We start from the raw sequence: 26,677 nt of genomic DNA, 5'->3' as shown, positions 1-26,677 counted from the left end.
GGAAGATCTGAAAATAAAACACCCGCCATGGGGAACCATGGCGGGTGTTTTTTCGCGTGGCGCCTTCAGAATGCCTTGATCTGCATCTTGATCGGCCCGTCGGCGCGGCCGTGGATGAACTGTTCGACATAGGGATTGCCGGAATTGTCGATTTCCGACACCGGCCCCACCCAGATCAGCTTTCCCTGGTACAGCATGGCGACGCGGTCGGCGATCTTGCGGGCGCTGGCCATGTCGTGGGTGATGGAAAGGGCCGTGGCGCCCAGGTCCTTCACGCATTTCACGATCAGGTCGTTGATCACGTCGGCCATGATGGGATCCAGGCCCGTGGTCGGCTCGTCGAAGAAGATGATCTCCGGGCGCGTGCAGATGGCACGGGCCAGGCCGACGCGCTTTTGCATGCCGCCGGACAGTTCCGACGGGAACAGGTCGGCCACGTCGGGGCTCAGTCCCACGGCGCCCAGCGTGGCGACGGCGCGTTCCCTGGCTTCCCGCCGGCCCACGCGCTGGCCCTGGATCAGGCCGAAGGCCACGTTTTCCCAAACAGGCAGGCTGTCGAACAGGGCTGCCCCCTGGAACAGCATGCCGAACTTGGCCATGGCCCGTTCCCGGTCGCGCCCGCCGATATGGGTCGTGTCCTCCCCATCGATATGGATGCGGCCTTCATCGGGCTGCAGGATGCCAAGGATGCTTTTCAGCAGCACCGACTTGCCCGTGCCGGAACCGCCGATGATGACGACGCTTTCCCCGCGCCCCACATCCAGGTCGATACCATCCAGCACGACCTTCGGGCCAAAGGCCTTCTTCACGCCCCGCAACGAAATCTTGGGCACGTCCAGTTCGGGCGTCGTCATGAGAAGAAGATCCCCGTCAAGAGATAGTTCAGCACCAGGATGAGGATGGAGGCCGAGACCACGGCGTTCGTGGTGGCAGCCCCCACGCCCTGCGCCCCGCCGCGCGAATTATAACCGTGGTAGCAGCCCATCAGTGAGATGACGAAGCCGAAGCAGGCCGCCTTCACCAGGCCCGACACCACATCCATGAATTCCAGATACTGCCAGGTATTGTTGATGTAGCTGGCGGCGTTGAAGTCCAGCCGGTAGACCGCCACCAGATAGCCGCCGAACACCCCGATGATATCGGCCACCAGCACCAGCAGCGGCAGCATGGTGGTGCCGGCGATCAGGCGCGGCACGACCAGATATTTGTAGGGATTGGTCGACAGTGTCGACAGCGCGTCCACCTGTTCGGTCACGCGCATGGTGCCCAGTTCGGCCGCCATGGCGGCGCCGATGCGTCCGGCGACCATCAGCCCGGCCAGAACCGGCCCCAGTTCGCGCGTGATGGACAGCACGACGACGGTGGCGATGGCGCTTTCCGCGGAAAACCGGGAAAAGCCGCTATAGCTTTGCAGTGCCAGCACCATGCCGGTGAACACGGCCGTCAGGCCGACCACGGGAAGGCTGTAATAGCCGATCTCCAGCATCTGCCGGCCGATATGGCGGAAATAGAAAGGCGGGCGCAGGCAGTGGGACAGCGCCGTCAGCGTGAACAGGGCCAGCCGGCCCGTCGCCTCCAGGAAGGTCAGGGTGGCGCGGCCGATCGCACTCAGGAAATTCATCACTCCGACCTTCTCATGCGGGACCCGGAACTACGGCTAGACAATGGGGTGCCTCCTGTCAATGTCGAGAGGGGGTCGAGAGGGGCTGCCCCGCATTCACGCCACGCTGTCGCGTGGATGTGGCGCGGATGTGGCGCAGCGTGTGCCGATCACGGCCGATGGCCCATGCCGGGGCCGGCCCGTGCTGTGCCCGCATGGAAGTTTTGCATTTGTTTCCGTGCGAAGCATCTTGCCGTGCCGGGGATTTCGCCGTAAAACCGGGTGGAGAAACGAGCTGCCGGCCCTGTCCGGCATGCGCGCACCCTTGGATGGACAGGTCTTTCCCCGTGACAACGGCCGGCCACATCGCTGACAGCATGAAGATGACGGGCATTGCCGCCCGTTCCATCGGCCTGTCCGCCCGCCTGTCTGCGTCTTCCATCCGCTGCGGCCGTGTTGTTCCGGCTGCCACCCCCGTTCGGGTCGCCACCCTACGACTAATCTCCCCCTGACCGCCCGATGCCGTGCCGCCTTTGTCGTGGCATGGTCCGCGATCAGGGGTCTAGGCGCCGCCCCGGCGCCGCAGGAAGCCGCCTAAATCGATATTTCTCCGGTGCCGCGCATCCCTTCGGGATCGGGCCGGACCTGCCGCAAGGGACCAGGACATGAGCAGCATCATCCGCGACAGCAACCGCGTCATCATTTTCGACACCACCCTGCGTGACGGGGAACAGGCGCCCGGCTGTTCCATGAACCTGGATGAGAAGCTGCGCATCGCCACCGTGCTGGAGGAGATGGGCGTCGATGTGATCGAAGCCGGCTTCCCCATCGCGTCCAATGGTGATTTCGAGGCGGTGCGCGAGGTGGCGCGGACCGTGAAGAATTCCATGGTCTGTGCGCTGGCCCGCACCGCCCGTGCCGACATCGACCGCGCGGCAGAGGCGTTGCAGCTTGCTCAGCGCAAGCGCATCCACACCTTCATTTCCACCAGCCCCGTCCACATGAACTACATGTTGAAGATGACGGAAGAGGAGGTGCTGGCGCGCACGATCGAGTATGTCTCCTATGCCCGCAACCTGGTGGAGGATGTGGAATGGTCGGCCCAGGATGGCAGCCGGTCGGACCGCGACTTCCTGTGCCGCTGCGTTGAGGCGGCCATCAAGGCCGGCGCCACCACCATCAATATCCCCGATACGGTCGGCTATGCCCTGCCGGAGGAATATGCGTCCATGTTCAAGGACGTGATGACCCGCGTTCCCAACAGTGATCAGGCCGTCTTCTCCGTCCATTGCCATAACGACCTGGGGCTGGCCGTGGCCAATTCGCTGGCCGGTATCGGCGTCGGCGTGCGTCAGGTGGAATGCACGGTCAATGGTCTGGGCGAGCGCGCGGGCAACGCCTCCATGGAAGAGGTGGTGATGGCCCTGCGCACCCGCCACGACCTGATCGGCTGCACCACCGGCATCAAGACCGAGCATATCACCCGCGCTTCCCGCCTTGTTTCCACCATCACCGGCTTCCAGGTGCAGCCCAACAAGGCCATCGTCGGCGCCAATGCCTTCGCCCATGAAAGCGGCATCCACCAGGATGGCATGCTGAAGCATGCCGAGACCTATGAGATCATGACGCCGGAATCGGTGGGTCTGAACCGCTCGTCGCTGGTCATGGGCAAGCATTCCGGCCGTGCCGCCTTCCGCGCCAAGCTGAAGGAACTCGGTTACGACGAGTTGGGCGAGAACGCCATCAACGACGCCTTCGGCCGCTTCAAGGATTTGGCCGACCGCAAGAAGGACATCTATGACGAGGATATCGTCGCCATCATGGATGACGAGGTCGGCCGTCAGAACGACCATATCCGCTTCATCGCCCTGCATGTCGTGGCGGGCTCCCGGGGTCCCCAGCATGCCGTGCTGGAACTGGAGGTGGAGGGTGCGGCCATCGCCCCGGTCGTGGCCTTCGGGAATGGTCCGGTCGATGCCGTGTTCAATGCGCTGAAGCTGGCCGTCCCGCACGAGGCGAAGCTGCAGCTTTATCAGGTGCATGCCGTGACCCAGGGCACCGACGCCCAGGCGGAAGTGACGGTGCGCCTGGAAGAGAATGGCAAGACCGTGAACGGGCAGGGGGCGGATGCCGATACGCTGGTGGCCAGCGCACGGGCCTATGTCCATGCGCTGAACAAGCTGGTGACCAAGCGGCAGAAGACAGCACCCGTCGCCCTGTCCGCCTGATCCGCGGCGACTCCGATTCCCCTATCTGCGGGTTTCAGCCCCCGCCGGCCCCGCGCCGGCGGGGGTTTTTGCCTTTTTGCTGCCATGATTGGGGATCGTTTCGGGAACGTCGGCATTCGCATCCGGCATCATGCGGCAGTGCGGGACAAAAGCCGCGACAAATTCCGGCCTGGGGAGTTTCAAGACTTGAGGGGCTGCCCCCAAATGGTCTATGCAACAAACGCGGTCCGGCATTCCGGAGCCCGATCGCGCGAAGGGCGGCAGAATCCGGGCATCCAGAGATACGCTTTCCCCATGTTTTCAAACCTGCTCGGTATGTTTTCCGCCGACATGGCGATCGACCTTGGTACGGCCAACACGCTGGTTTACGTCAAGGGGCGCGGGATCGTCCTGAACGAGCCATCGGTTGTCGCCATCCGCGACCATCGCGGCAAGAAGCAGGTCCTGGCCGTGGGTGACGAGGCCAAGCTGATGCTTGGCCGCACGCCTGGGAATATCCAGGCCATCCGCCCGCTGCGCGACGGCGTCATTGCCGATTTCGAGGTGGCGGAGGAGATGATCAAGCATTTCATCCGCAAGGTCCATAACCGCCGCAGCTTCGCCAGCCCGGAGATCGTGATCTGTGTGCCCTCCGGCTCCACCGCCGTGGAGCGCCGCGCCATCCAGGAAAGTGCGGAGGCCGCCGGTGCGCGCCGCGTTTCCCTGATCGAGGAGCCGATGGCCGCGGCCATCGGGGCCGGCCTGCCGGTGACGGAGCCGACGGGCAGCATGGTCGTGGATATCGGCGGCGGCACCACCGAGGTGGCCGTCCTGTCGCTGAACGGCACCGTTCATGCCCGTTCCGCCCGCGTCGGTGGCGACAAGATGGACGAGGCCATCATCGGTTACATCCGTCGCCACCATAATCTGCTGGTGGGTGAGGGGTCGGCCGAGCGGATCAAGAAGGAAATCGGGTCCGCCTGCCCGCCGGAGGATGGCGAAGGCCGGGTGATGGAGATCAAGGGGCGCGACCTGATGAACGGCGTGCCCAAGGAACTGGTCATGAGCGAGCGGCAGATCGCCGAAAGCCTGGCCGAACCCGTCAGCCAGATCATCGAGGCCGTGAAGGTGGCACTGGAACATACCGCCCCCGAACTGGCCGCCGACATCGTGGACAAGGGCATCGTCCTGACCGGCGGTGGCGCGCTGCTGGCCAATCTGGACTATGTGCTGCGCCACGCCACAGGCTTGCCCGTGTCCATTGCCGATGATCCGCTGTCCTGTGTGGCGCTGGGTTCCGGTCGGGCGCTGGAAGAGGCAAGCCTGCGCAACGTGTTGATCCGCATGTATTGACGGAACGCGCGCCGCGATCCGCAATTTACATCACGGGTTTTTCACGTTAATTTCTTGTTGTATTCGGGCCGCCGGACAGGGCGGCCCGTCGGTTACGGGAAGCACCTCCGGTGAAGGCACGTAACAGCGGATCCGTTGCACGTATCGCCGCCCCCGTCTGGGGGATGGTGCAGCGTTTCTATTTTCCGCTGCTGATTCTGGCGGCCATCGCCTTGATGATGATCGGTCATGTCAATGGCGGGCTGGTGGACCAGGCCCGTTCGCGCGCGACAGATGCGGTTTCCCCCATCCTGAACGTGTTGTCGCGGCCGGCCGCCAGCGTGGCAGATGCGCTGGAATATTTCCGGTCGCTGACCGATCTGCACAATGAGAATGCCCGCCTGCGGCAGGAGAATGCCCGCCTGCTGCAATGGCAGCAGGCTGCCCTGCGGCTGGAGGCGGAAAACGGTTCGCTGCGCTCCCTCCTGTCGTTCCGGCCCGACCCGGCCGCCACCATCGTCACGGGCCGCGTTGTCGGCGACCTGGGGGGTGCCTTCGTGCGCACCGTGGTGGTCACGGCCGGTGCCCGTGACGGCGTCGCGCGCGGGCAGGCGGCCATGTCGGGTCAGGGACTGATCGGGCGCGTTGTGCAGGTGGGTGAATGGTCGTCGCGCGTGCTGCTGATCACCGACCTGAACGCCCGTATCCCTGTCGTGCTTGAAACCAGCCGTCAGCGCGCCGTGCTGGCGGGGGACAATTCGGACCATCCGCTTCTCACCTATCTACCGCCCAACAGCGAGGTGTCGAAGGGAGAGCGCGTGTTCACGTCCGGTCATGGCGGCATGTTCCCGCCGGGTCTGCCGGTGGGCATGGTGGAACCGGGTCCCGATGGCCGCCCGCGTGTGGTGCCCATGGCCGACCTGTCCCGTCTGGAACATGTCCAGATCATCGATTTCGGTGTTGCGAGCGGTGTTGCCGCCGAAAAGGCGCAGCCGGGCGCTGCGCGTTGAGGGCCGACATGGCCGGTGGAATCCTGACCCAGCTCGACCAGACGGCACGTAATCTGCTGCCATTGGGGATAACCGTGGTGGCCATGCTGATCGGCATGGTGCCGCTGCATCTGCCGGGCTATGCCCCGATCACGGCGCCCTTCATGCTGATGAGTCTCTTCTATTGGGTCATCCATCGCCCGGACTTGCTGCGGCCCATGGTGGTGTTCATGATCGGCCTGCTGCATGACCTGATCAGCGGCACGCCGGTGGGCATGACATCCCTGGCGCTGATCCTGGCCTATTGGCTGCTGATCACGCAGCGCGGCTTTTTCCTGGGCCGGTCCTTCGTGATGCTGTGGATCGGGTTTGCATTGGTCGCGAGTGGTGCGGCAGCGGTACAATGGACCGTCTTCGCGCTGATGACGGCCTCGCTGCTGGATGCGCGCGCGGTGATCGTGCAATCGCTGCTGGGGGTGGCCCTGTTCCCGCTGGTGGCGTATCTGTTGCAGCGTCTGCACCGCGCCTATTTAAGCTAGCGTCCGGCGGGCCGGTGCCTTTTTGCCATTGAGTGTCTATAGGGGTTTGAGGGCAGATGTCCGCCTATGATCGGGATGCCGAGCGTCAGCGCATGCTGGGCCGCCGCACGCTGGTGCTGGGCGGGATGCAGGCGGCGGCCGTCAGTGCGCTGGTGGCGCGGCTCTACTATCTCCAGATCGTGGAAAGCGACCGCTACACGATGCTGGCGGAGGATAACCGCATCTCGCTCCGGCTGCTGGCGCCGCCGCGCGGCATGATCACGGACCGGTTCGGCGTGCCCCTGGCCGTCAACGAGCAGAATTTCAGCGTCGTCATCGTGGCGGAGCGGGCCGGCGATGTGCAGCAGATCCTGGATGAGGTGGGAAAGCTGGTTCCCCTGACCGAAGGGGATGAGCGCCGCATCCAGCGCGACATCCAGCGATCCCGTTCCTTCGCCCAGATCACCTTGAAGGAGAACCTGACCTGGGACCAGATGGCCGCTATCGAGGTGAACCTGCCCGATCTGCCGGGCGTTTCCATCGATGTCGGCCAAGTGCGCGCCTATCCGTTCGGGGAGGCCATGTCGCATGTCCTGGGATATGTCGGGGCGGCGTCGGAGAAGGATGTCGAGGGCTCGCGCGATCCGCTGCTGACCCTGCCGGGTTTCAAGGTGGGCAAGGGAGGCATCGAGCGGCAATACGACCAGGCCCTGCGTGGCGTGGCCGGGAGCCGGCAGCTGGAGGTGAACGCCGTCGGCCGCGTCATCCGCGAATTGTCGCGCGATCCGGGCCAGCCGGGGCGCGAGGTGACCCTGACCATCGACGCCAAGCTCCAGCATTACATGCATCAGCGCCTGTCGGCGGAGCAGAGCGCGGCCGCGGTTGTGATGGACGTGCATACGGGCGGCATCCATGCGCTGTGTTCCAGCCCCAGCTTCGATCCCAACCAGTTCGCCCGCGGTATCGGCTATGATGCCTATCAGGCACTGCTGAACGACGAGCGCACGCCGCTGATCAACAAGGCCATCGCGGGGCAATATCCGCCGGGTTCCACCTTCAAGATGCTGACGGCGCTGGCGGCCCTGGAATCCGGCATCGTGAACGGTGATCACCGGGTATACTGCTCCGGGCATATGGAATTGGGCAGCCACCGGTTCCATTGCTGGCGGCGCGGCGGGCACGGCAGCATGGACATGGTGAACGCCCTGGCCCAGAGCTGTGACGTCTATTTCTATGATATCGCCCAGCGCATCGGCATGGACCGGATCGCCGACATGGCCCGCCGTTTCGGCCTGGGCAGCCGCGTCGGGCTGGAACTGCCGGGTGAACGGCCGGGCCTGATCCCCGACCCCCGGTGGAAGCGGCAGACCCTGAAGCAGCCCTGGCACCAGGGTGAAACCCTGATCGCCAGCATGGGCCAGGGCTATGTCCTGACCACGCCGCTGCAGCTTGCCGTGATGACGGCCCGGCTGGCCAGCGGACGGGCCGTGCAGCCCCATGTCACCAAATCCGTGGAAGACCAGTTCACGGAAACGACGGAATGGCCGCGCATCGACGTGAAGCCGGAAAATCTCGCCCTCGTCCTGAAAGGGATGAACGCCGTGTCCAACACACCGTCCGGCACGGGCTATCGGGGCCGCATCACGGTGCCGGGCATGGAACTGGCCGGCAAGTCGGGCAGCGCGCAGGTGCGCCGCATCTCCATGGCGGAGCGCAGTTCGGGCGTGCGGCGGAACGAGGACCTGCCCTGGCGGGAACGCGACCACGCCTTGTTCGTCGCCTATGCGCCCGCCCACGCGCCCCGCTATGCCTGTTCGGTCATCGTCGAACATGGCGGCGGCGGGGGTGCCGTAGCGGCCCCCATCGCGCGTGATATCCTGTTGGAATGCCAGATGCTGGACGCCGCACGCGCCACGGTGGCACAGCAGCCCGTCTCGGGCAGCGAGACGGGGCATGAACCGGCATTACCGGACCCGGACAGCGGGAACACGCAGGAGGGCGCGCCATGAGCCTGGAAGTCGGCGGTGACGGCGCCACCCTTTCCTTTACCGAGAAGCTGGGCCAGATCCCGTGGAGCCTGGTGTTCCTGGTCACCGCCGTGGCCTCCGTCGGTTTCGCCATGCTCTATTCGGCGGCCAATGGCAACCTGGACCCATGGGCATCGCGCCAGATTGCGCGGTTTGGCGTGGGGCTGGGGGCGATGCTGTTCATCGCCATGATCGACATCCGTGTCTGGATGAAGATGACCTATCCGCTCTATGGCATGGTGCTGCTTCTGCTGATCGCGGTGGACCTGTTCGGCTCCGTGGGCAAGGGCGCCCAGCGCTGGGTCGACCTTGGCTTCGTGCAGCTTCAGCCGTCCGAGATCATGAAGATCACGCTGGTCATGGCGCTGGCCCGCTATTTCCATGGCGCCTCGCTTGAAGATACGGGCCGCATCCCTTTCCTGCTGATCCCGCTGGCCATCGTGGGGGCGCCTGTGGCGCTGGTGCTGGCCCAGCCCAATCTGGGCACCTCGCTCATGCTGGTCATGGCGTCGGGCGCCATGTTCTTCCTGTCGGGTGTGCGGCTGTGGAAATTCGGGCTGATCATCGGGGCGGTGCTGATCGCGGTGCCGCTGACCTGGCAGTTCGTGCTGCATGATTACCAGCGCGACCGGGTGGAGACTTTTCTGGACCCCGACAGCGACCCGCTGGGCACGGGCTATCACATCACCCAGTCCAAGATCGCCTTCGGATCGGGTGGCCTGACGGGCAAGGGCTTCCTTCAGGGCACGCAGAGCCATTTGAATTTCCTGCCGGAAAAGCAGACCGACTTCATCTTCACCATGCTGGCGGAGGAGTTCGGGCTGGTCGGCAGCGTGTCGTTCCTGTTCCTTTACTGCATGCTGCTGCTGTTCGGCTTCGTCATCGCCAACCGATGCCGGCATCAGTTCGGGCGGTTGCTCGCCCTGGGATTGACGGTCAACCTGTTCCTTTATCTTTTCATCAATGTGGCGATGATCATGGGGCTGATCCCCGTGGTTGGCGTGCCGCTGCCGCTCATCTCCTATGGCGGCACGGCGACATTGGCGGTGATGGTGGGGTTCGGCCTGTTGATGTCGGTCCACATCCACCGTGATGTGCGCATGTCGCGCCGCGGGTTGGGCGATCTTTGACCCATCGCCGGCAGGCCGGCGGCGGGTCGCAGCGGCATGCCGGCATCGCAAGGCTCGGTCCCGGCAAAAAAACGCAGCCACGCCTATCAAACCTGTCGACAAGGGGGCGGGCCTTTGCTAAACAGCGCGCCTCGCCAGGGTGAACGCCCCGGCGGGCCCGCGAAGAAGCGGATTGTGGATTGGGCGCATAGCTCAGATGGTAGAGCAGCTGACTCTTAATCAGCGGGTCCAAGGTTCGAGTCCTTGTGCGCCCACCAATCCACCCGGTTCCTTCGCCCGAAGGTTGGGCGCATAGCTCAGATGGTAGAGCAGCTGACTCTTAATCAGCGGGTCCAAGGTTCGAGTCCTTGTGCGCCCACCAACCTTCCTCTCCCGTCCTGAAAGAAGATGAACAGCGTGTTGTTCGGCCGACGCACGCGACACACAGGGCCGCCTTCCTCCCGGGGCTCTTGATGGCGGCCGATCCCGGCGCTACCTTTCCGCCAGGGGCGCCTTGGAATGGAGGGACGCGGAATGAAGCGTCAAATCTTGGCCGTGCTGTTCCTGCTGATGGCCAGCCCCGCCTGGTCTGCGGACGACCCCGCTGCCCCCGCCACATCCCCCACCACGTCCGCCCGCGACATCTGCATCGATAATGGCCGTATCAACGGCTGGTCGGTGGAAGACAGCCGCACCATCATCGTCACCCAGGGTGCCAGCCGCCGCTTCCGCATCGAACTGGGGGTCGGCGCGGTGGCCGCCGGTCTTGGCACCCAAACGGAGATCGCCTTCCTGGCGCGCCCGGACGGGCAGCTTTGCTCCGGCTGGGGCAAGGTCCTGGCCGATGGCCAGCGCATTCCCATCCTGTCCATCACCCGGCTGGTGGAAACGCCGGCCGCCGAGGAGAAGTGATTTGTCCGTCGAAAGTTTCGTGCCTTTCCGTCTGACCGTCTGCGGGATCGAGGAACTGCCCTCCCACGCGACGGCAGGGGTTACGCATCTCGTCTCCATCCTGGACCCCAGTCGGGATGCGCTGTCAGCCTTCGACAGTTTTGCCCCGCATACCCGCATTGACCTGCGTTTCGACGATATCGTGGAAGACCTGCCGAAGCGTGTAGCGCCCGTGGCCGCGCACCTGGAACAGGTGCTGGATTTCGGTCGCCGCATCCAGGACGTGGCCGGAGCCGGTGACCATCTGCTGGTTCATTGCCATATGGGTGTATCGCGGTCCACCGCGGCCATGGCGCTGATCCTGGCCCAGGCCCGGCCCGACCGTCCCCCCGGAGAGGCGCTGGCCGAGGTGGTGCGCATCCGGCCCCAGGCCTGGCCCAACCTGCGCATGCTGGAGATCGGCGGCGATATGCTGGGCTGCCGGGCGGAATTGCTGGAGGCGCTGCGTGAGATCTATGCCCGCCAGGCGGCGGGCAAGCCGGAATGGATGCGCTTCCTGAACGAGAACCATCGCAGCCGCGAAGTGGCCCATTTTACCCGCGCCGATCTTCCGGACCAGGCCTGTGGTTCAGGCGGCAGGGCCTGAACCGTCGCGGTCCTCGCCCAGCACCTGCCGGCAGAAACGGACCGTGATGGGCTTCTTGGCGGCCAGTGCCGCATGATCCAATGCGGCCACCACGCGCCGCGCATTGGCGAAGCTGCGCTCGGTCCGGGTCAGCAGCCAGTCGATGACATCCTCGCCCACGCGGATCTGCCGGTCAGCGAACAGCTTCACCAGCACGGCCATCAGCAGCGAATCATCCGGTGCCGCCATGCCGACCGCCGGGGCGGCCAGCAGGCGGGACCGCAGGTCCGGCAGGCGGATGACCCAGTTGACGGGGGCATTGTCGGCCAGCAGCAGCAGATGGCCCCCCATTTCCTTGCTGAGATTATAGAGGTGGAACAGGGCCCGCTCCAGCGCGGGGTCGCCGGCCACCGCCTGCGCATTGTCCAGCACGGCCGTGCGGGTGGGGCGCAGCAGGTCGGGCAAATCCTCCTCGCCGCGCAAATCCTCCACCGACAGCAGGTTGGCCCGCGCCCGGGCCCGCCAGATCTGGGCCAGATGGCTCTTGCCGCACCCGGACGGCCCGAACAGAACCAGTGCGGGCGACGGCCAGTCGGGCCAGGCGTCCAGCCAGGCGACGGCGTCATGATTGCCGGGGGCGACCAGGAAGTCGTCCTCGCCCATGGCCGACCGGTGGCCCAGATCCAGTGGCAATTGCCGGGAGGGTACGTTTGTCACGATGGCCCTCCTTTCCGAAAGGGGCTGGGATCAGGGTGGGGGATGCAGGTCGGCTACGTTCTGCCGCTGCTCCGCCCCCTCCGCGGCTGGATGGGATAGCAGCGGATCGGGCGGCAAGTCGAGTGGCTTCGGCACGGGCCCGCCGCCATACCCACGGTAGAGGCTGCTTTCCATATATTGCTTCAGCGCGAAACGCGCCAGCACGCCGATCACGGCCGCCACCGGCACGGCCAGCAGCACGCCGACGAATCCGAACAGGGCCCCGCCCGCCATCAGGGCGAAGATCACCCAGACAGGATGCAGCCCGACCTTGTCGCCCACCAGCTTGGGCGTCAGGATGTTTCCTTCCACCGCCTGGCCGAAGATGAAGATGCCGGCCACCAGCAGCACGCGCCAGAACTCGTCGAACTGGAACAGGGCGATACCGACGCTGGCGGCGAAGCCGACCAGCGAGCCCACGAAGGGGATGAAGGACAGGATGCCCGACACCATGCCGATCACCAGTCCGAAACTGAGGCCCGCTATGGTCAGCGCCACGGCGTAGAAGGCCCCCAGCACAAGGCAGACCGTGGCCTGCCCGCGCACGAATCCGGCCAGGGTCGCGTCAACGGCGCGGGCCTGCTCGCGGATGGTCGCAGCGTAATGGCGGGGCAGCCAGTCGTTGATCGTGGCGATCAGCCGGTCCCAGTCGCGCAGCAGATAGAAGGCCACGATGGGCATGATGAACAGCATGGTCAGTACATCGACGATGGCGATGCCGCGGCTGACCAGATTGCGCAGCATGTCCGCGGTCCAGCTTACGGCCGTGCCGGCATAGCCGCCCGCTGCGTCGCGCAGCTTCTCCATGTCGGCTGGCGACAGCCGCTGCATGAAGCGCTGGATCATGGGCATCACCTCGCGCTTGGCCCAGGCGATCCATTCCGGTGCCATCTGGACCAGTTGCACGACCTGGTTCTGCAGCAGCGGCAGCAGCAGCAGGAAGGCCAGGACCAGGACCAGGGTGAAGCCGGACAGGACCACCGTCGTGGCGGCCCAGCGTGGCATCCCCTGTTCTTCCAACCGGTCGGTCACCGGGTCCAGCAGATAGGCGATCGCCATGCCGGCCACAAACGGTGCCAGCATGGACCGCAGCAACCAGACAATGGCGATGAAGATAACGAACCCCCAGGCCCAAAATCGCCAATGCCGGTTGGCACGGGTCATGCTGCCTCCCCTTTGTCCTCATCCATGATTGCCGCCGGCCCCGGCCGGCGCAGAAAGGCCAGCAGGAGAGAGACGGCGGCCAGCGCCACCACCAGCATTTCCAGCGGGAACAGGAAGGCATCGAATCCGAAGCCCGGCCCCTGGATCAGCAGGATCAGCAGGACCAGCAGGTCCAAAGCCACAATGTTAACGTGGAAGAGCCAGCGCGGTTCCCGTATCCAGGGCAGATTGCCCGCCGACTCCGGCAGCTTCTGCCCCAGCAGCAGCACAAGCTCGCGCAGCAGCACGGGGATCAGCACCCAATAGGGTATGAGGTTGGCCGAGGCCAGCACGATCAGCGCCAGGAGAGGCACGAGCCGGTCGGCCAGCCCGTCCAGGGCCGCACCGATACGGGTGCGCGTCTTGAAGACCAGTGCCGCGAATCCTTCCAGCAGGGCGCCCAGCCCGATCAGCAGCAGCAGCCAGAAGGCCAGCGTCATGTGACCGGCGTGTATCAGCCAGGCCAGCAGGAAGGCACCGGCCAGCCGGCCGGCCGTGATGCCCATCGTCATGCGGCGCAGCCGGTCCAGCGTCGGGTCGGACACAACCGTTTCAGAAAGGGGATCGGACATGGCACCTCAACACCACCGGGGACATGATGGCAGTATGGGGCTTTCCCGTTGGATCACAATGGCCTTGGCGCCGCCGCCCCTTGCACGCGGTCAGCGGGCCAGGCGCAGGGCCGGTCCTTCCGGCCCGTCCTCCAGCAGCAGGTCGCGTTGGGCCAGGGCGGTACGCAACTGTTCCAGCCCGCCCTTGTGGCGCAGGTCCAGGCTGGCACCCTCGCGCGACAGGCTGACCACCGTGGCGCGCGTGATGATGGGCAGGCTGGCCAGCCGCTTGCGGGTTTCCAGCCAGCCCTCGCGGTCGGTGAAGCTGACGGTCACCGTCATCCCGCTTTCGGTGCCCGCCTGGATCACGGATGCCGCGGTCCAGCGTTCCTCCAGCCGGTGGGTCACCGCTTCCACGGCGGCACGCAGGGTGGGGTCGACGGTCAATGGGGCGGCGGCCTCTGCCTGTCCGGTATCAACCAGCCCGGATGGTGCCGTTCCCGCAGGGTCTCCGGCAACCGGGCTTTGTGTCAGGGTGAAATGTTCCGGTGCGCCGCCCATGGGATGCAGGGCGACATTGATGGTCAAACCCTGCGCGGGGCTGCCGGTGGCGACCACCACGGCCGCCTCGCCCGCCCCGTATCGCTCCGCAATGCGGCGCAGGGCCTCCCCATCGCCCGACAATGCCTGGTCGACGCCGATATCGGCCACGTCGGGCGCCTCGCCATAGGGTACGATGACGGGAACCAGCCCGCCCTGCGGTGCCAGATCGGCCCAGGCCTGTCGCCAGGCCGTCTCCGCCTGCCACAGCACGGGCGCATCCCCCGTCTGGTCGACGGGGATGACCAGCACGGGCTTGGACATCACCTCCGCATAGGCCACGCCATGGACACGCATGAAGTCGCGCACGGCGACGGGATTGAAGCGGATGGCCAGCCGGCCGACATACCGGGTGGCGGAGGTTCGTTCCTCCTGCACCTCGAAGCTGCCGACCATGCGGTCGATGCTGTCGGCCGGCACATCGCCCAGTCCGGCACGGGTGCCGTCCACGGTCAGCCGGTCGAACAGCAGGTTGAACGCCTTGCGCTGCGCTTCCCGCACGCCCTGATCGCGGGCCGCGGCAGGGGATGCGGCGGCGATATCCACGCTCACGTCGCGCACGGTGAACAGATCGTTGCCCCCCTGTGCTGCGGCGGGCAGGGCAAGGCCGGCGGCCAGCAGGACGGCGGACAGGCTTTTGCGCAGGGCGGGGGTGCGGAGGACCGGCATTGCCATGATTTCCGATGTTGCTATGTTCGGCGCCAACTTCGAGGTCGGGTGGCATCCCCTTCTACCCCACCCGTGCGCCGTTACGCCAGCAGCGAGGATCAGGGCATGAGCAGCAGCTATTCCTACCGGGATGCCGGTGTCGATATCGATGCGGGCAATGCGCTGGTCGATGCCATCAAGCCCCTGGCCAAATCCACGGCCCGCGCCGGCTCCGATGCCGGGCTGGGTGGGTTCGGCGCCTTGTTCGACCTGCGCGCGGCCGGCTTCCACGATCCGCTGCTGGTATCCACCACCGATGGCGTGGGGACCAAGCTGAAGGTGGCGATCGACGCCAACCGCCACGACACGGTCGGGATCGATCTGGTGGCCATGTGCGTCAACGATCTGGTCGTGCAGGGGGCGGAACCGCTGCTGTTCCTGGATTATTACGCCACGGGCAAGCTGGACGTGGCCGCCGGCCGCGCCATCGTCGCCGGTATCGCCGAGGGATGCCGCCAGGCCGGCTGTGCCCTGGTGGGCGGGGAGACGGCGGAAATGCCCGGCATGTATGCCGAGGGTGATTATGATCTGGCCGGCTTCTCCGTGGGGGCGGTTGAACGCTCGCAGGTGCTGGTCGGCGACAAGGTGAAGGAAGGTGACGTGGTGCTGGGCCTGGCCTCCACCGGTGTCCATTCCAACGGCTATTCCCTGGTGCGCAAGCTGGTGGGCGTCTCGGGCCTGACCTATGACAGCGTCTGCCCCTGGGATGGCGCACGCACGCTGGGTGAGGCGCTGCTGACCCCGACCCGTATCTATGTGAAGCCCGTGCTGGCCGCCGTGCGTGCCGGTACGGTCAATGCGCTGGCCCATATCACGGGCGGCGGCCTGATCGAGAATATTCCCCGCGTCCTGCCCGACGGGCTGGGCGTGGACCTGGATGCGGCGTCCTGGGACCTGCCGTCCGTGTTCGCCTGGTTGATGACGACGGGCAATGTGGAAGCGGCCGAGATGGCCCGCACCTTCAATTGCGGCATCGGCATGGTGGTGGTGGTGCCGGCTGACAAGGCTGACGATGCCACCCGCATCCTGTCCGAGGGCGGCGAAACCGTGAAGCGTATCGGCCATGTCGTGAGCCGCGCCGATGGTCACCGCGTTACCATCCAGGGGCTGGAGCGCTGGTCGTGAAGCTGCGGCTGGGCGTTCTGATCTCTGGCCGGGGCAGCAACCTGCAGGCCCTGATCGACGCCGCCCGGGATCAGGACTTCCCGGCGGAGGTGGCGCTCGTCATTTCCAACAAGGCCGACGCCCCGGGGCTGGAGCGGGCACGGGCGGCCGGCATTCCGGCCATCGTGCTGAAGCCGCGCGACTATGCCGACAAGCCGTCGCATGAGGCCGCCATGACGGAAGCGCTGGACGCGGCCGGCGTCGGCCTTGTCTGTCTGGCGGGCTATATGCGGCTGCTTTCCCCCTGGTTCGTGGCGCGCTGGCATGACCGGCTGATCAATATCCATCCGTCGCTGCTGCCGGCCTTTCCCGGTCTGGACACCCATGCCAGGGCCATCGCCACCGGTGTCCGCTTCCATGGCTGCACGGTCCATTTCGTCCGGGTGGAAATGGATGAGGGGCCCATCCTGGTCCAGGCTGCCGTGCCGGTCGCCGATGATGATACACCCGATACCCTGGCCGCCCGCGTGCTGGTGCAGGAACATCGGGCCTATCCGCTGGCTGTGCGCCTGATCGCCGAGGGGCGCGTGGGCGTGCAGGGCAACCGGGTCGCGGTGCGCGGCGCCGGACTGGCGTCCGCGATGATCGGCCCGGCCATCCCCTGAAACAGCAAACGGGTCGCATGCGCCGATGCCGGTGCATGCGACAAGTCCCGTCTTCGGTCCGTGACCCGGATCATTCCTCAGGCCGGTGCCATGTCCATCCGGGCGATCTGCTGCCGCACCGCCTGCCGGCGGTCGCTGCGCAGCCCCTGGGTCGTGAACTCCCCGGGCGTCCGGCTGCTTTCGGTCAGATCGCCCAGCACGGTCTCGCGGGAGGCCGGTGGCAACAGGACCCGCAGCAGGCCGCCGACCAGTCCCGGCGGCTGTTGGTTCACGCGATGGCGCTGGCCTTCCATATTCCCTCTCCCCATTCCTGTTCGATGACATCGCAGATGCGCTTGGCGGTCGTGACCGCTTCCCTCAAGGCTTGCTCGCCGGCGGCCTCCAGCAGGAAGCAGCGCTTGGCGCGCCCACCCCGTTCCGGCGTGGGGTTGGACATCCATGACCTGACCAGGCCCTTGTCCTCCATCCGGTCCAGCGTGGCATAGACGGCACCCAGCGCCACCTTGCGTGGTCGCGACAGTTCTTCCACCCGCGCATGGATGGTGACGCCATAGGCCGTCTCCCCCAGGCTCAGCACGGCGGTGAGAACGATCTGCTCGAACTGTCCGAGGGTGGGGTTGGGTGCGGTTTTCATTATCCATACCATGTATGAGATATGTTGCATACGGTGTAGGAGAAATCATCATCCGTCAAGGACCGATTGCGAGGCCCCTGGGGCCCGTGGCATGGACAATCCGGTGGAAACCCGGGAGCCCCCATGATGTCCGTCCCCCTGGTCCGGCCGGCCCGACCCGCCGATCACCTGTTCATCCATGCGCAGGCTGGCCGGCTGGCCGGTGTGGCCGACCTGCCTTGGCGCAGCGCAGGGGAGGTGATGCGTTTTCAGCAGGCTTTCATGCATGAGGTGCTGGATGCGCCCAAGCCCGGAGCCGTCACCCTGGTTGCCGAAGGGACCGGTGAGGTCGGGGGAGCCAGAGGAGAATGTCTGGGCTTTGTCCATGCCGAGCCGATGGCGGACCTCTTCACCGGCAAGGTGGCGGCCTATATCCCGCTTCTGGCCGTCACGCCGGCGGCGGAGGGGCAGGGGGTGGCACAGGCCCTGATGGCGGCCGTGGAAGGGTGGGCCCGGGCGCAGGGGTACGAAAGCCTGTCGCTGGACGTGTTCGCCAGCAACCGCCGTGGCCGGGCCTTCTATGCCCGGATGGGCTATGGGGAGGAGAGCCTTCGCCTGGTCAAGGACATTCGGTAGCACCCCCCAACCGTTCACAAGCCCTTGTCAACGGCCCCGGCTGCCCTTAAACCGTTGCCAGGATTCCAAACGTCTCGTTTCGGGGAGAAGAACATGGCCGGCAATCACGGTCCCGCGGTGGTCAGCGACAAGCTTGTGAAGGAACATGCCGAGGGCTGGCATGCCTTCACCCGCTTCACCACGATCAGCATCATCCTTGTCACGCTGTTCCTGCTGATGCTGATGCTGCATTTCTTCATCGGCTGGGGCTACGCCATGCTGTTCATGGTGCTGGGCTATTTCGTGACGGCCATCATGGCGATGCTGGGCAAGGTATGATGCTGGCGGCCGGGTTCGCCGGCCGCTGACAAAGGGGTGTGCTGCGGGGGCTTGCGGGTCCGCCGGGGCGTGTCCGAACCGCTGTGGAGGAAGGGCCGCCGGCTTTGCGCCGGGCGGCCCTTTTCTTTTCGGCGGGGCCGGGGGAACCGGCCTTGATATGCACCTTTGCGTGGTTGAGCCCCTTGAAGGGGGGGTACTGCTGTGCCACGTTAACATCGATACCGTCGCCGGCCGTTTATTCCCCGTGCCCATCTGGGGCGGGCGGCCGGACCAGCGCCCCCGGGGCTGGCGGTCCAGAGATAGTAGAAGGCAGATAAGATGCTGGACATCCCCCGTGGTGTTCTCTACCCGGTCCTCCCGCTGAGAGACATCGTCGTCTTCCCCCATATGATCGTCCCGCTGTTCGTCGGCCGTGAGAAATCCGTCCGTGCGCTGGAAGACGTCATGAAGGATGACAAGCAGATCCTGCTGGTCACCCAGAAGAACGCCTCGCAGGATGATCCCAGCCCGGCCGACATTTTCTCCGTCGGCACGATCGGCACTGTGCTGCAGCTTCTGAAGCTGCCTGACGGGACGGTCAAGGTGCTGGTGGAAGGTGGCAAGCGCGCCGTCATCACCAAGTTCGGCGACAACGAGGAATTCTTCCAGGCCTATGCCGAACTGATCGACGAGAAGACGGGCGAGCCGCAGGAGCTGGAAGCGCTGTCGCGCGCCGCCGTGTCGCAGTTCGAGCAATATATCAAGCTGAACAAGAAAATCCCGCCCGAGGTGCTGGTCTCCATCAACCAGATCGAGGAGCCGGGCAAGCTGGCCGATACCATCGCCAGCCATCTCCAGCTCAAGATCCCCGAAAAGCAGCAGCTCCTGGAAACGCCGTCGGTGGCAGAGCGGCTGGAGCGGGTCTATGCCTTCATGGAAGGCGAGATCGGTGTGCTTCAGGTGGAAAAGCGTATCCGCAACCGCGTGAAGCGCCAGATGGAGAAGACCCAGCGCGAGTACTATCTGAATGAGCAGATGAAGGCCATCCAGAAGGAACTGGGCGAGGGCGAGGACGGCAAGGACGAGGTGGCGGAGATCGAAGAGAAGATCGCCAAGACCAAGTTCAGCAAGGAAGCCCGCGAAAAGGCCCAGGCCGAGGTCAAGAAGCTGCGTACCATGAGCCCGATGAGCGCCGAGGCGACCGTCGTGCGCAACTATCTGGACTGGATGCTGTCGATTCCGTGGAAGAAGCGGTCCAAGGTCAAGAAGGATATCAAGGGTGCGGAAATCATCCTGAACGCCGACCATCATGGCCTGGAAAAGGTCAAGGAACGCATCCTGGAATATCTGGCCGTGCAGCAGCGCATGGACAAGGTGAAGGGACCGATCCTCTGCCTGGTCGGCCCGCCGGGGGTGGGCAAGACCTCGCTGGGCAAGTCCATTGCCAAGGCCACAGGCCGCAATTTCGTGCGCATGTCGCTGGGCGGCGTGCGGGACGAGGCGGAGGTGCGCGGCCATCGCCGGACCTATATCGGCTCCATGCCGGGCAAGATCGTCCAGGGGATGAAGAAGGCCAAGACCTCCAACCCCCTCTTCCTGCTGGACGAGATCGACAAGCTGGGTGCCGACTGGCGCGGCGACCCGTCGTCGGCCCTGCTGGAGGTGCTGGACCCGGAGCAGAACAGCACGTTCAACGACCATTACCTGGAGGTCGATTACGACCTGTCCGATGTGATGTTCGTTTGCACGGCCAATTCCCTGCGCATGCCGCAGCCGCTGCTGGACCGTATGGAGATCATCCGCCTGTCGGGCTACACCGAGGATGAGAAGGTGGAGATCGCCAAGCGCCACCTGATCGCCAAGCAGGTGTCCGACCATGGGCTGAAGGCCGGGGAGTTCAGCATCACCGACGAGGCCCTGCGCGACCTGATCCGCTACTACACGCGGGAGGCCGGGGTGCGTTCGCTGGAGCGCGAACTGGCCAATCTGGCGCGCAAGGCCATCAAGGAGATCCTGATGAAGGGTCTCGACAAGGTGAAGGTGACGCCCAAGAATCTGGAAAAGTTCGCCGGCGTGCGGCGCTTCCGATTTGGTGAAGCCGAGCTGGAGGATCAGGTCGGTGCGACCACGGGTCTGGCCTGGACTGAGGTTGGCGGTGAGATTCTGACCATCGAGGCGGTGATGCTGCGCGGCAAGGGCCGTATCCAGACCACCGGCAAGCTGGGCGACGTGATGAAGGAGTCGGTGCAGGCGGCCGAAAGCTATGTGAAGGCCAACGCGCTGCGCTTCGGCATCAAACCCACCCTGTTCGAAAAGCGCGACATCCACGTTCATGTGCCGGAGGGGGCGACCCCGAAGGACGGTCCGTCGGCCGGCGTGGCCATGATCACCACCATCGTTTCCGTCCTGACGGGGATCGCGGTGGCCAAGGACATCGCCATGACGGGTGAGATCACGCTGCGCGGCAAGGTCCTGCCCATCGGTGGCCTGAAGGAAAAGCTGCTGGCCGCCTTGCGGGCGGGAATCAAGCGCGTGCTGATTCCCAAGGACAATGAGAAGGATCTGGCCGAAATCCCCGATAATGTCAAAAAGGGTCTGACCATCATCCCGGTTTCAACCGTAGATGAGGTCATTGCCAATGCCTTGGTCACGGCACCGGTCGGAATCGACTGGTCGGAGCCCGAAGAAGTGGCCCAGGTGCCCGGAAAAGCTGGGGATGACGACCGGGATGGCGTGATTCGGCATTGAAGTGCGGCGGGAAATCGTGTGAATTGATTTCCCGCTGCCCCCCTTGCAATTCCGGGCGTCGGCAGCGGATTACCAATCCTGAGATTGCCTGGAATCTCTTTCCGGCATGTGCAACCGTTACTCTCTTGACGAGGGGGGCCTTAAGTGAACAAGAACGATCTCGTTGCCGTGGTCGCCGAAGCGGCTGGTTTGTCCAAGGCGGACGCGAATAAGGCCGTGGATGCGGTCTTCGATGGGATCACCGGCGCGCTGCAGAAGGGCGACGAAGTGCGGTTGGTCGGTTTCGGCACTTTCGCGGTCGCTGAGCGCGCCGCTTCCGAAGGCCGCAACCCCCGCACCGGTGAGAAGATTGCCATCGCGGCCAGCAAGCAGCCGAAGTTCAAGCCCGGCAAGGGCCTGAAGGACGCGCTGAACTGAGCGTGCGCCAAGGGTAGCACCCGGCATCGACCGGGTGACCCGATGGAAGTTCAAGAACGGGCGGTTCGCAAGGGCCGCCCGTTCTTTTTCTGCCGGTACGCGGTTGCCGGCATTTCCTTGTTGATTCTGCCGCATCCGGCGCTATTGTCGCCGGCGATCGGATCGATCGGGCGGTTAGCTCAGAGGTAGAGCTTCGGTTTTACACACCGCAGGTCGGGGGTTCGACTCCCTCACCGCCCACCACCGCCGCAACCGGCGGCACCCTTTCCCTGCAAAAAATGCCCGTGATCGTTAGGCAGCGCCTGTGCGCGCATGCCCGTGCCGGCTATACTGTGTGCCGGACGGGTCCTTCCGTCCGTGGACCGGAAAGGAAAGCGCCGCGTGACCGATTCCGTCGATCCCGCCGACCGCCGACTGGGCGATCGCATCCTGGCCGCGCTGGAACTGGCTGCCGACCAGCAGGAACTGGAAATTGCTGAACTGTTGTGGAACGCGCTGGAACTGACCCTGTCGCGCTATGGCGGGGCTGGCGCGCTGGAAAAACGCGAACCCCCCTTTGCCCTGGACGCGGTGCTGGACAAGCTGATCGACCTGCGCCGGACCAAGGCGACATGAGCGATGCGCCGGCATCGCCCGTCATCGTCGGGAAGAGGACATTTCATGTTTGACAAGGTGGGCGGGGTCGAATATACACCCGCCCACCTCAGCGGCGGCGGGGCCCGGAACGGTCGCGGCGCTGGTTTGGAAAGTTTGCGGGTGTAGCTCAGTTGGTTAGAGCGCCGGCCTGTCACGCCGGAGGCCGCGGGTTCAAGTCCCGTCACTCGCGCCACTTTCCGAAGAGGTTCTGGATCGGCCTGACAACTGGTCCTGTGTTCTGTGCGGGTGTAGCTCAGTTGGTTAGAGCGCCGGCCTGTCACGCCGGAGGCCGCGGGTTCAAGTCCCGTCACTCGCGCCACCCTTCAATGGTGGCAACGTCCGGTAAGAGGACGTAAAATCCTCCCACCCTGCGCGGGTGTAGCTCAGTTGGTTAGAGCGCCGGCCTGTCACGCCGGAGGCCGCGGGTTCAAGTCCCGTCACTCGCGCCACTTTCCCTGGCCTCGCCCGTTGTCGGCAAACGATCTTCGTGCCCCCGACCAACGTCCGGGGCTTTTGAAATTCCCGTGAATGATTTGTTTTAAAAACAGTATTTCCCAGCCGGGATTTGCTGTTTTTCGCATTTCCACAGCGCCGCCGGCAAGGCCGTGCGCCTGGCTCCTTCAGTAATCGCGGCAACGCATTGCTGCTTTGCCGCGATGCACCAATCAGCGGAAGCCCGGGCATTTCCATGCAGTTGAGAATGTTTCTCAGGCCCAAAATTGACGTAATTCGCTTTCCTTCCGGCGGGGACGGGGCCTATATTCCCGTGGGCTACGGGGTACCCCCTGGAAGCCTTCCTGGTCCATGAACCGCTCGCGGTTGCGACATATGCTCATCGGCCCGATCCATCGGTCCGATGATTTCCTATGGCGCGGCCCCGGGCTGAACCGGTGTGACGATGCCCGATCCGATGTCCAACCCGCTGCTGGTGCAGTATCTGCCCATCCTGGTTTTCCTGGCGATCGCCACCGTGGTTGCCGGCGCCATGATCGCCGCCTCCCTGGTGGTTGGAAAGCAGAACCCGGATACCGAGAAGCTGTCGGCCTATGAGTGCGGCTTCGAGGCGTTCGAGGATGCGCGCTCCAAGTTCGATGTGCGCTTCTATCTCGTGGCGATCCTGTTCATCATCTTCGACCTGGAAGTAGCCTTCCTGTTCCCCTGGGCCGTGGCCCTGGGCGATATCGGTCTTTTCGGTTTCTGGTCGATGATGGTGTTCCTGGGCATCCTGACCATCGGCTTCATTTACGAATGGAAGAAGGGTGCGCTGGAATGGGAGTGATCCCGCCGGCCAACCTGGGAGCGACAGCGCCATGAGCAGCAACCTGGTCACCACCAATACGAGCCCCCTGCCGCCGGGTCCGGCGCAGGAGGCCTATCTCAACGCGGTCACGGCCGAACTGAACGACAAGGGTTTCCTGGTCGCCAAGTACGAAGACCTGCTGAACTGGGCGCGCACCGGCTCGCTCTGGCCGATGACCTTTGGTCTGGCCTGCTGCGCAGTGGAGATGATCCACGCCTATATGGCGCGGTACGACCTGGACCGGTTCGGTGTGATCCCGCGCCCCAGCCCCCGTCAGTCCGACGTCATGATCGTGGCCGGCACGCTCTGCAACAAGATGGCCCCCGCGCTGCGCAAGGTCTATGACCAGATGGCGGAGCCGCGCTGGGTCATTTCCATGGGCAGCTGCGCCAATGGCGGCGGCTATTACCATTATTCCTATTCGGTGGTGCGCGGCTGTGACCGCATCGTGCCCGTCGATATCTACGTGCCCGGTTGCCCGCCGACGGCGGAGGCGCTGGTCTATGGCATTCTGCAATTGCAGAAGAAGATCAAGGGCGGTAACCGCCTGATCCGCGCCTGACGCTGGAACTAGGGGAAAGAGGACGCTTTAGGATGAGCGACGAGGCCCTCAAGGAACTCGGTGACTATATTGGCAACGCCCTGGGTGCGGCCGTCCTGGAGACGGTGGTGGCCCATGGCGAACTGTCCGTGACCCTGGCCCGCGATGCCCTTTACCGGGGCATCCAGTTCCTGCGTGACGATTCGACCACCCGCTGCGAGATGCTGGCCGATATTGCCGGCGTCGATTATCCCGCAAGGGCGGAACGGTTCGAGGTCGTCTATAATCTGCTGTCGGTGAAGCACAATCATCGCGTCCGTGTGAAGGTCGCCACCGACGAGGATACGCCCGTCGCCTCCATCGTCGGCCTCTACCCCGTGGCCGGCTGGTTCGAGCGTGAGGCCTGGGATCTCTATGGCATTTTCTTTGCCGACAATCCTGACCTGCGCCGCATCCTGACCGACTATGGTTTCGAGGGGCACCCGCTGCGCAAGGACTTCCCCCTGACCGGCTTCGTGGAACTGCGCTATGACGCCGAGCAGCGGCGCGTGGTGTATGAGCCCGTGAAGCTGACGCAGGATTTCCGCAGCTTCGACTTCCTGTCGCCCTGGGAGGGCATGACGGATGTCCAGTTGCCGGGCGACGAGAAGGCCGTTATCCCCCTGGCGGCACCGACCGCCTTGGGCAAGCGTTAAGGGGAGCCTGCAACCATGGCTACGACCAATGTCGCGACCCAGAGTGGCCTGACCGTGAACACCGCGCCGGCCAATCCGGCCGAGGTGCAGATCAAGCCGTTGACCATGAATTTCGGTCCCCAGCATCCGGCCGCGCATGGCGTGCTGCGCCTGGTGATGGAGATGGATGGCGAGATCGTGGAGCGGGCCGATCCGCATATCGGCCTGCTGCATCGCGGCACCGAGAAGCTGATCGAGTACAAGACCTATACCCAGGCCACGCCCTATTTCGACCGGCTGGACTATGTTTCACCGATGTCGATGGAGCATACCTGGGTGCTGGCGGTGGAGAAACTGCTGGGCATCACACCGCCCAAGCGTGGCCAATATATCCGTGTGCTCTACGCGGAAATCACCCGCGTGCTGAACCATCTGCTGAACCTCACGACCTTCGCGCTGGATGTCGGTGCCATCACGCCCGCCCTCTGGGGCTTCGAGGAGCGTGAGAAGCTGATGGAGTTCTATGAGCGGGTGTCGGGTGCCCGCATGCACGCCAACTATTTCCGGCCTGGTGGCGTCAACCTGGACCTGCCCGCCGGGCTGGCCGACGATATCTACGCCTATATCGAGACCTTCCCGAAATTCATGTCGGACCTGGAAGGCCTTTTGTCCGAGAACCGCGTGTTCAAGCAGCGCACGGTCGATATCGGTGTCGTCTCCGCGGCCGACGCGCTGGCCTGGGGTTTCACCGGCCCCATGCTGCGCGGCTCCAACGTGGCCTGGGACCTGCGCAAGGCGCAGCCCTATGACAGCTACGAGGAGTTCGAGTTCGACATCCCCGTCGGCCTGACGGGTGATTGCTATGCCCGCTATCTGGTCCGGATGGAGGAGATGAAGCAGTCCATCTCCATCATCCGTCAGGCGCTTGACAAGCTGTCCCGTACCACCGGCCCCGTGAAGGTGGATGACCGCAAGGTGACCCCTCCTTCCCGCGGGGAGATGAAGCGCTCGATGGAAGCGCTGATCCACCATTTCAAGCTTTATACCGAAGGCTACCACGTGCCAGCCGGCGAGACCTATACGGCGACGGAATCGCCGAAGGGCGAACTGGGCGTCTATCTGGTGGCCGACGGGACCAACCGCCCGTATCGCTGCAAGATCCGCCCGACCGGCTTCTCGCACCTGCAGGCGATGGATTTCATGTCCAAGGGTCACATGCTCGCCGACGCCGTGGCGATCATCGGTTCCATGGACATCGTGTTCGGAGAGATCGATCGATGAGTGCCGCCCATCATTCCGGCCCCGCGGTGGCGGAGCCGACCAGCTTCGAGTTCACGGACGAGAATCTCGAACTGGCCAAGCGCATCATCGCCAAGTATCCCGAAGGCCGCCGGCAGAGCGCGGTGATGCCGCTGCTTGATCTGGCACAGCGCCAGAATGGCGGCTGGCTGCCCAAGGTGGCCATCGATTATGTCGCGACCTTCCTGGACATTGCCCCCATCCGCGCCATGGAAGTGGCCAGCTTCTACACGATGTACAATCTGAAGCCGGTGGGTAAGCATTTCGTCCAGGTCTGCACCACCACGCCCTGCTGGCTGCGGGGATCGGACGAGGTGCTGCACGCCTGTGAGAGCAAGCTGGGCATCAAGCCGGGCCAGACGACGCAGGACGGGCAGTTCACCGTGATCGAGGTGGAATGCCTGGGCGCCTGCGTGAACGCGCCCATGATGCAGATCGGCGATGATTTCTACGAGGATCTGACGGCCGAGACGACAGGCAAAATCCTGGACGCGCTGGCCCGTGGTGAAAAGCCGGAAGGGGGGCCGCAGAACGGCCGCATCCGGTCCTGCCCCATCGGCGGGCCGACCACGCTGACGGAATCGGCCACCAGGGCGGGCGTGAAGCCCGCTGGCCAGGCTTGAGCGGGGGG

The 26,677-nt window shown here is 64.8% G+C and carries 28 protein-coding genes and 6 tRNA genes; 26 read left to right on the top strand and 8 right to left on the bottom strand.

Annotated features, from left to right (window positions below):
* Positions 1 to 65: 65 nt before the first annotated feature.
* A complete protein-coding gene (locus ACM9LZ_RS01895; protein ID WP_416617623.1) occupies positions 66 to 854 on the bottom strand; it encodes an ABC transporter ATP-binding protein in 789 nt (262 codons plus the stop codon).
* Positions 851 to 1,621 carry an MlaE family ABC transporter permease gene (locus ACM9LZ_RS01890; RefSeq protein WP_416617622.1) on the bottom strand — a complete coding sequence of 257 codons (771 nt, stop codon included), beginning with the start codon at positions 1,619 to 1,621 and terminating at the stop codon, positions 851 to 853. Before ACM9LZ_RS01890 ends, ACM9LZ_RS01895 begins: the two co-directional genes overlap by 4 nt.
* A 644-nt stretch (positions 1,622 to 2,265) precedes the next feature.
* Between ACM9LZ_RS01890 and ACM9LZ_RS01885 the strand changes: the two genes are divergently transcribed.
* From ACM9LZ_RS01885 to ACM9LZ_RS01840, 10 genes are all read left to right on the top strand, one after another.
* On the top strand, positions 2,266 to 3,828 hold the full coding sequence (locus ACM9LZ_RS01885; RefSeq protein ID WP_416617621.1) for a 2-isopropylmalate synthase: 1,563 nt from the start codon (positions 2,266 to 2,268) through the stop codon (positions 3,826 to 3,828).
* Positions 3,829 to 4,122: 294 nt separating this feature from the next.
* A complete protein-coding gene (locus tag ACM9LZ_RS01880) occupies positions 4,123 to 5,160 on the top strand; it encodes a rod shape-determining protein (protein ID WP_416617620.1) in 1,038 nt (345 codons plus the stop codon).
* A gap of 110 nt (positions 5,161 to 5,270) precedes the next feature.
* The gene (gene mreC / locus ACM9LZ_RS01875) at positions 5,271 to 6,149 is read left to right on the top strand and encodes a rod shape-determining protein MreC (RefSeq protein ID WP_416617619.1); all 879 of its coding nucleotides are present in this window, start codon (positions 5,271 to 5,273) and stop codon (positions 6,147 to 6,149) included.
* An 8-nt stretch (positions 6,150 to 6,157) separates the two neighbouring features.
* Positions 6,158 to 6,667 (top strand): rod shape-determining protein MreD, encoded by a 510-nt coding sequence (gene mreD, locus ACM9LZ_RS01870; protein ID WP_416617618.1) that lies wholly within the window; start codon positions 6,158 to 6,160, stop codon positions 6,665 to 6,667.
* A gap of 56 nt (positions 6,668 to 6,723) precedes the next feature.
* Complete coding sequence (gene mrdA, locus ACM9LZ_RS01865; protein ID WP_416617617.1) at positions 6,724 to 8,655, top strand: penicillin-binding protein 2; 1,932 nt, start codon at positions 6,724 to 6,726, stop codon at positions 8,653 to 8,655.
* A complete protein-coding gene (gene rodA / locus ACM9LZ_RS01860) occupies positions 8,652 to 9,803 on the top strand; it encodes a rod shape-determining protein RodA (protein WP_416617616.1) in 1,152 nt (383 codons plus the stop codon). The genes mrdA and rodA overlap by 4 nt, the downstream gene beginning before the upstream one ends.
* A 181-nt stretch (positions 9,804 to 9,984) precedes the next feature.
* Positions 9,985 to 10,060: transfer RNA gene (locus ACM9LZ_RS01855), tRNA-Lys, on the top strand.
* Between the two features lie 28 nt (positions 10,061 to 10,088).
* A tRNA-Lys gene (locus tag ACM9LZ_RS01850) sits at positions 10,089 to 10,164 on the top strand.
* Between the two features lie 152 nt (positions 10,165 to 10,316).
* Complete coding sequence (locus ACM9LZ_RS01845; protein WP_416617615.1) at positions 10,317 to 10,694, top strand: DUF6491 family protein; 378 nt, start codon at positions 10,317 to 10,319, stop codon at positions 10,692 to 10,694.
* Between the two features lies 1 nt (position 10,695).
* Positions 10,696 to 11,319 (top strand): tyrosine phosphatase family protein, encoded by a 624-nt coding sequence (locus ACM9LZ_RS01840; RefSeq protein WP_416617614.1) that lies wholly within the window; start codon positions 10,696 to 10,698, stop codon positions 11,317 to 11,319.
* Here the strand turns inward: ACM9LZ_RS01840 and ACM9LZ_RS01835 are convergent.
* The 4 genes from ACM9LZ_RS01835 to ACM9LZ_RS01820 form a co-directional block, all read right to left on the bottom strand.
* Positions 11,302 to 12,015 carry an HdaA/DnaA family protein gene (locus tag ACM9LZ_RS01835; RefSeq protein WP_416617613.1) on the bottom strand — a complete coding sequence of 238 codons (714 nt, stop codon included), beginning with the start codon at positions 12,013 to 12,015 and terminating at the stop codon, positions 11,302 to 11,304. The two genes, ACM9LZ_RS01840 and ACM9LZ_RS01835, sit on opposite strands and share 18 nt — an antisense overlap.
* 30 nt (positions 12,016 to 12,045) lie before the next feature.
* On the bottom strand, positions 12,046 to 13,218 hold the full coding sequence (locus ACM9LZ_RS01830; RefSeq protein WP_416617612.1) for an AI-2E family transporter: 1,173 nt from the start codon (positions 13,216 to 13,218) through the stop codon (positions 12,046 to 12,048).
* A complete protein-coding gene (locus tag ACM9LZ_RS01825; RefSeq protein ID WP_416617611.1) occupies positions 13,215 to 13,829 on the bottom strand; it encodes a CDP-alcohol phosphatidyltransferase family protein in 615 nt (204 codons plus the stop codon). The genes ACM9LZ_RS01830 and ACM9LZ_RS01825 overlap by 4 nt, the downstream gene beginning before the upstream one ends.
* 90 nt (positions 13,830 to 13,919) lie before the next feature.
* Positions 13,920 to 15,077 (bottom strand): DUF2066 domain-containing protein, encoded by a 1,158-nt coding sequence (locus tag ACM9LZ_RS01820; protein WP_416617610.1) that lies wholly within the window; start codon positions 15,075 to 15,077, stop codon positions 13,920 to 13,922.
* A gap of 105 nt (positions 15,078 to 15,182) precedes the next feature.
* Here ACM9LZ_RS01820 and purM point away from each other — a divergent pair, with 105 nt between their 5' ends.
* Together purM and purN are read left to right on the top strand one after the other, a co-directional pair.
* Positions 15,183 to 16,241: a phosphoribosylformylglycinamidine cyclo-ligase gene (purM, locus tag ACM9LZ_RS01815; protein WP_416617609.1), complete on the top strand. Its 1,059-nt coding sequence runs from the start codon at positions 15,183 to 15,185 to the stop codon at positions 16,239 to 16,241.
* Complete coding sequence (gene purN, locus ACM9LZ_RS01810; RefSeq protein ID WP_416617608.1) at positions 16,238 to 16,885, top strand: phosphoribosylglycinamide formyltransferase; 648 nt, start codon at positions 16,238 to 16,240, stop codon at positions 16,883 to 16,885. Before purM ends, purN begins: the two co-directional genes overlap by 4 nt.
* A 77-nt stretch (positions 16,886 to 16,962) precedes the next feature.
* Here purN and ACM9LZ_RS01805 read toward each other — a convergent pair whose 3' ends face one another.
* Positions 16,963 to 17,178 carry a hypothetical protein gene (locus tag ACM9LZ_RS01805; RefSeq protein ID WP_416617607.1) on the bottom strand — a complete coding sequence of 72 codons (216 nt, stop codon included), beginning with the start codon at positions 17,176 to 17,178 and terminating at the stop codon, positions 16,963 to 16,965.
* Positions 17,154 to 17,519 carry a PadR family transcriptional regulator gene (locus tag ACM9LZ_RS01800; RefSeq protein WP_416617606.1) on the bottom strand — a complete coding sequence of 122 codons (366 nt, stop codon included), beginning with the start codon at positions 17,517 to 17,519 and terminating at the stop codon, positions 17,154 to 17,156. Before ACM9LZ_RS01800 ends, ACM9LZ_RS01805 begins: the two co-directional genes overlap by 25 nt.
* 123 nt (positions 17,520 to 17,642) lie before the next feature.
* Between ACM9LZ_RS01800 and ACM9LZ_RS01795 the strand changes: the two genes are divergently transcribed.
* The 14 genes from ACM9LZ_RS01795 (at position 17,643) to nuoE (ending at position 26,669) form a co-directional block, all read left to right on the top strand.
* Positions 17,643 to 18,134, top strand: a complete 492-nt coding sequence (locus tag ACM9LZ_RS01795) for a GNAT family N-acetyltransferase (protein ID WP_416617605.1) — start codon at positions 17,643 to 17,645, stop codon at positions 18,132 to 18,134.
* Between the two features lie 93 nt (positions 18,135 to 18,227).
* Positions 18,228 to 18,452, top strand: a complete 225-nt coding sequence (locus tag ACM9LZ_RS01790; protein ID WP_416617604.1) for a hypothetical protein — start codon at positions 18,228 to 18,230, stop codon at positions 18,450 to 18,452.
* 318 nt (positions 18,453 to 18,770) lie between these two features.
* Positions 18,771 to 21,179, top strand: a complete 2,409-nt coding sequence (gene lon, locus ACM9LZ_RS01785) for an endopeptidase La (RefSeq protein ID WP_416617603.1) — start codon at positions 18,771 to 18,773, stop codon at positions 21,177 to 21,179.
* Between the two features lie 144 nt (positions 21,180 to 21,323).
* Entirely contained in the window at positions 21,324 to 21,596 is a 273-nt protein-coding gene (locus ACM9LZ_RS01780) for an HU family DNA-binding protein (RefSeq protein WP_416617602.1), read from the top strand.
* 168 nt (positions 21,597 to 21,764) lie between these two features.
* Positions 21,765 to 21,839: transfer RNA gene (locus tag ACM9LZ_RS01775), tRNA-Val, on the top strand.
* Positions 21,840 to 21,977: 138 nt separating this feature from the next.
* Positions 21,978 to 22,211 (top strand): hypothetical protein, encoded by a 234-nt coding sequence (locus tag ACM9LZ_RS01770; RefSeq protein WP_416617601.1) that lies wholly within the window; start codon positions 21,978 to 21,980, stop codon positions 22,209 to 22,211.
* 137 nt (positions 22,212 to 22,348) lie between these two features.
* Positions 22,349 to 22,425: transfer RNA gene (locus tag ACM9LZ_RS01765), tRNA-Asp, on the top strand.
* Between the two features lie 49 nt (positions 22,426 to 22,474).
* Positions 22,475 to 22,551 (top strand) — tRNA-Asp (locus ACM9LZ_RS01760).
* Positions 22,552 to 22,604: 53 nt separating this feature from the next.
* A tRNA-Asp gene (locus ACM9LZ_RS01755) sits at positions 22,605 to 22,681 on the top strand.
* A gap of 461 nt (positions 22,682 to 23,142) precedes the next feature.
* Positions 23,143 to 23,511 carry an NADH-quinone oxidoreductase subunit A gene (locus ACM9LZ_RS01750; protein ID WP_416617641.1) on the top strand — a complete coding sequence of 123 codons (369 nt, stop codon included), beginning with the start codon at positions 23,143 to 23,145 and terminating at the stop codon, positions 23,509 to 23,511.
* A gap of 31 nt (positions 23,512 to 23,542) precedes the next feature.
* Positions 23,543 to 24,094: a NuoB/complex I 20 kDa subunit family protein gene (locus ACM9LZ_RS01745; protein WP_416617600.1), complete on the top strand. Its 552-nt coding sequence runs from the start codon at positions 23,543 to 23,545 to the stop codon at positions 24,092 to 24,094.
* A gap of 32 nt (positions 24,095 to 24,126) precedes the next feature.
* Positions 24,127 to 24,768: an NADH-quinone oxidoreductase subunit C gene (locus ACM9LZ_RS01740; protein ID WP_416617599.1), complete on the top strand. Its 642-nt coding sequence runs from the start codon at positions 24,127 to 24,129 to the stop codon at positions 24,766 to 24,768.
* A gap of 105 nt (positions 24,769 to 24,873) precedes the next feature.
* Complete coding sequence (locus ACM9LZ_RS01735; RefSeq protein WP_416617640.1) at positions 24,874 to 26,028, top strand: NADH-quinone oxidoreductase subunit D; 1,155 nt, start codon at positions 24,874 to 24,876, stop codon at positions 26,026 to 26,028.
* Positions 26,025 to 26,669, top strand: coding sequence for an NADH-quinone oxidoreductase subunit NuoE (gene nuoE / locus ACM9LZ_RS01730; protein ID WP_416617598.1), 645 nt, complete (start codon positions 26,025 to 26,027; stop codon positions 26,667 to 26,669). The genes ACM9LZ_RS01735 and nuoE overlap by 4 nt, the downstream gene beginning before the upstream one ends.
* Positions 26,670 to 26,677: the final 8 nt, after the last annotated feature.

This window comes from Niveispirillum fermenti (assembly GCF_048066175.1).
Taxonomy (GTDB): Bacteria; Pseudomonadota; Alphaproteobacteria; order Azospirillales; family Azospirillaceae; genus Niveispirillum; species Niveispirillum fermenti.
This window is presented reverse-complemented; position numbering and strand designations above follow the sequence as displayed.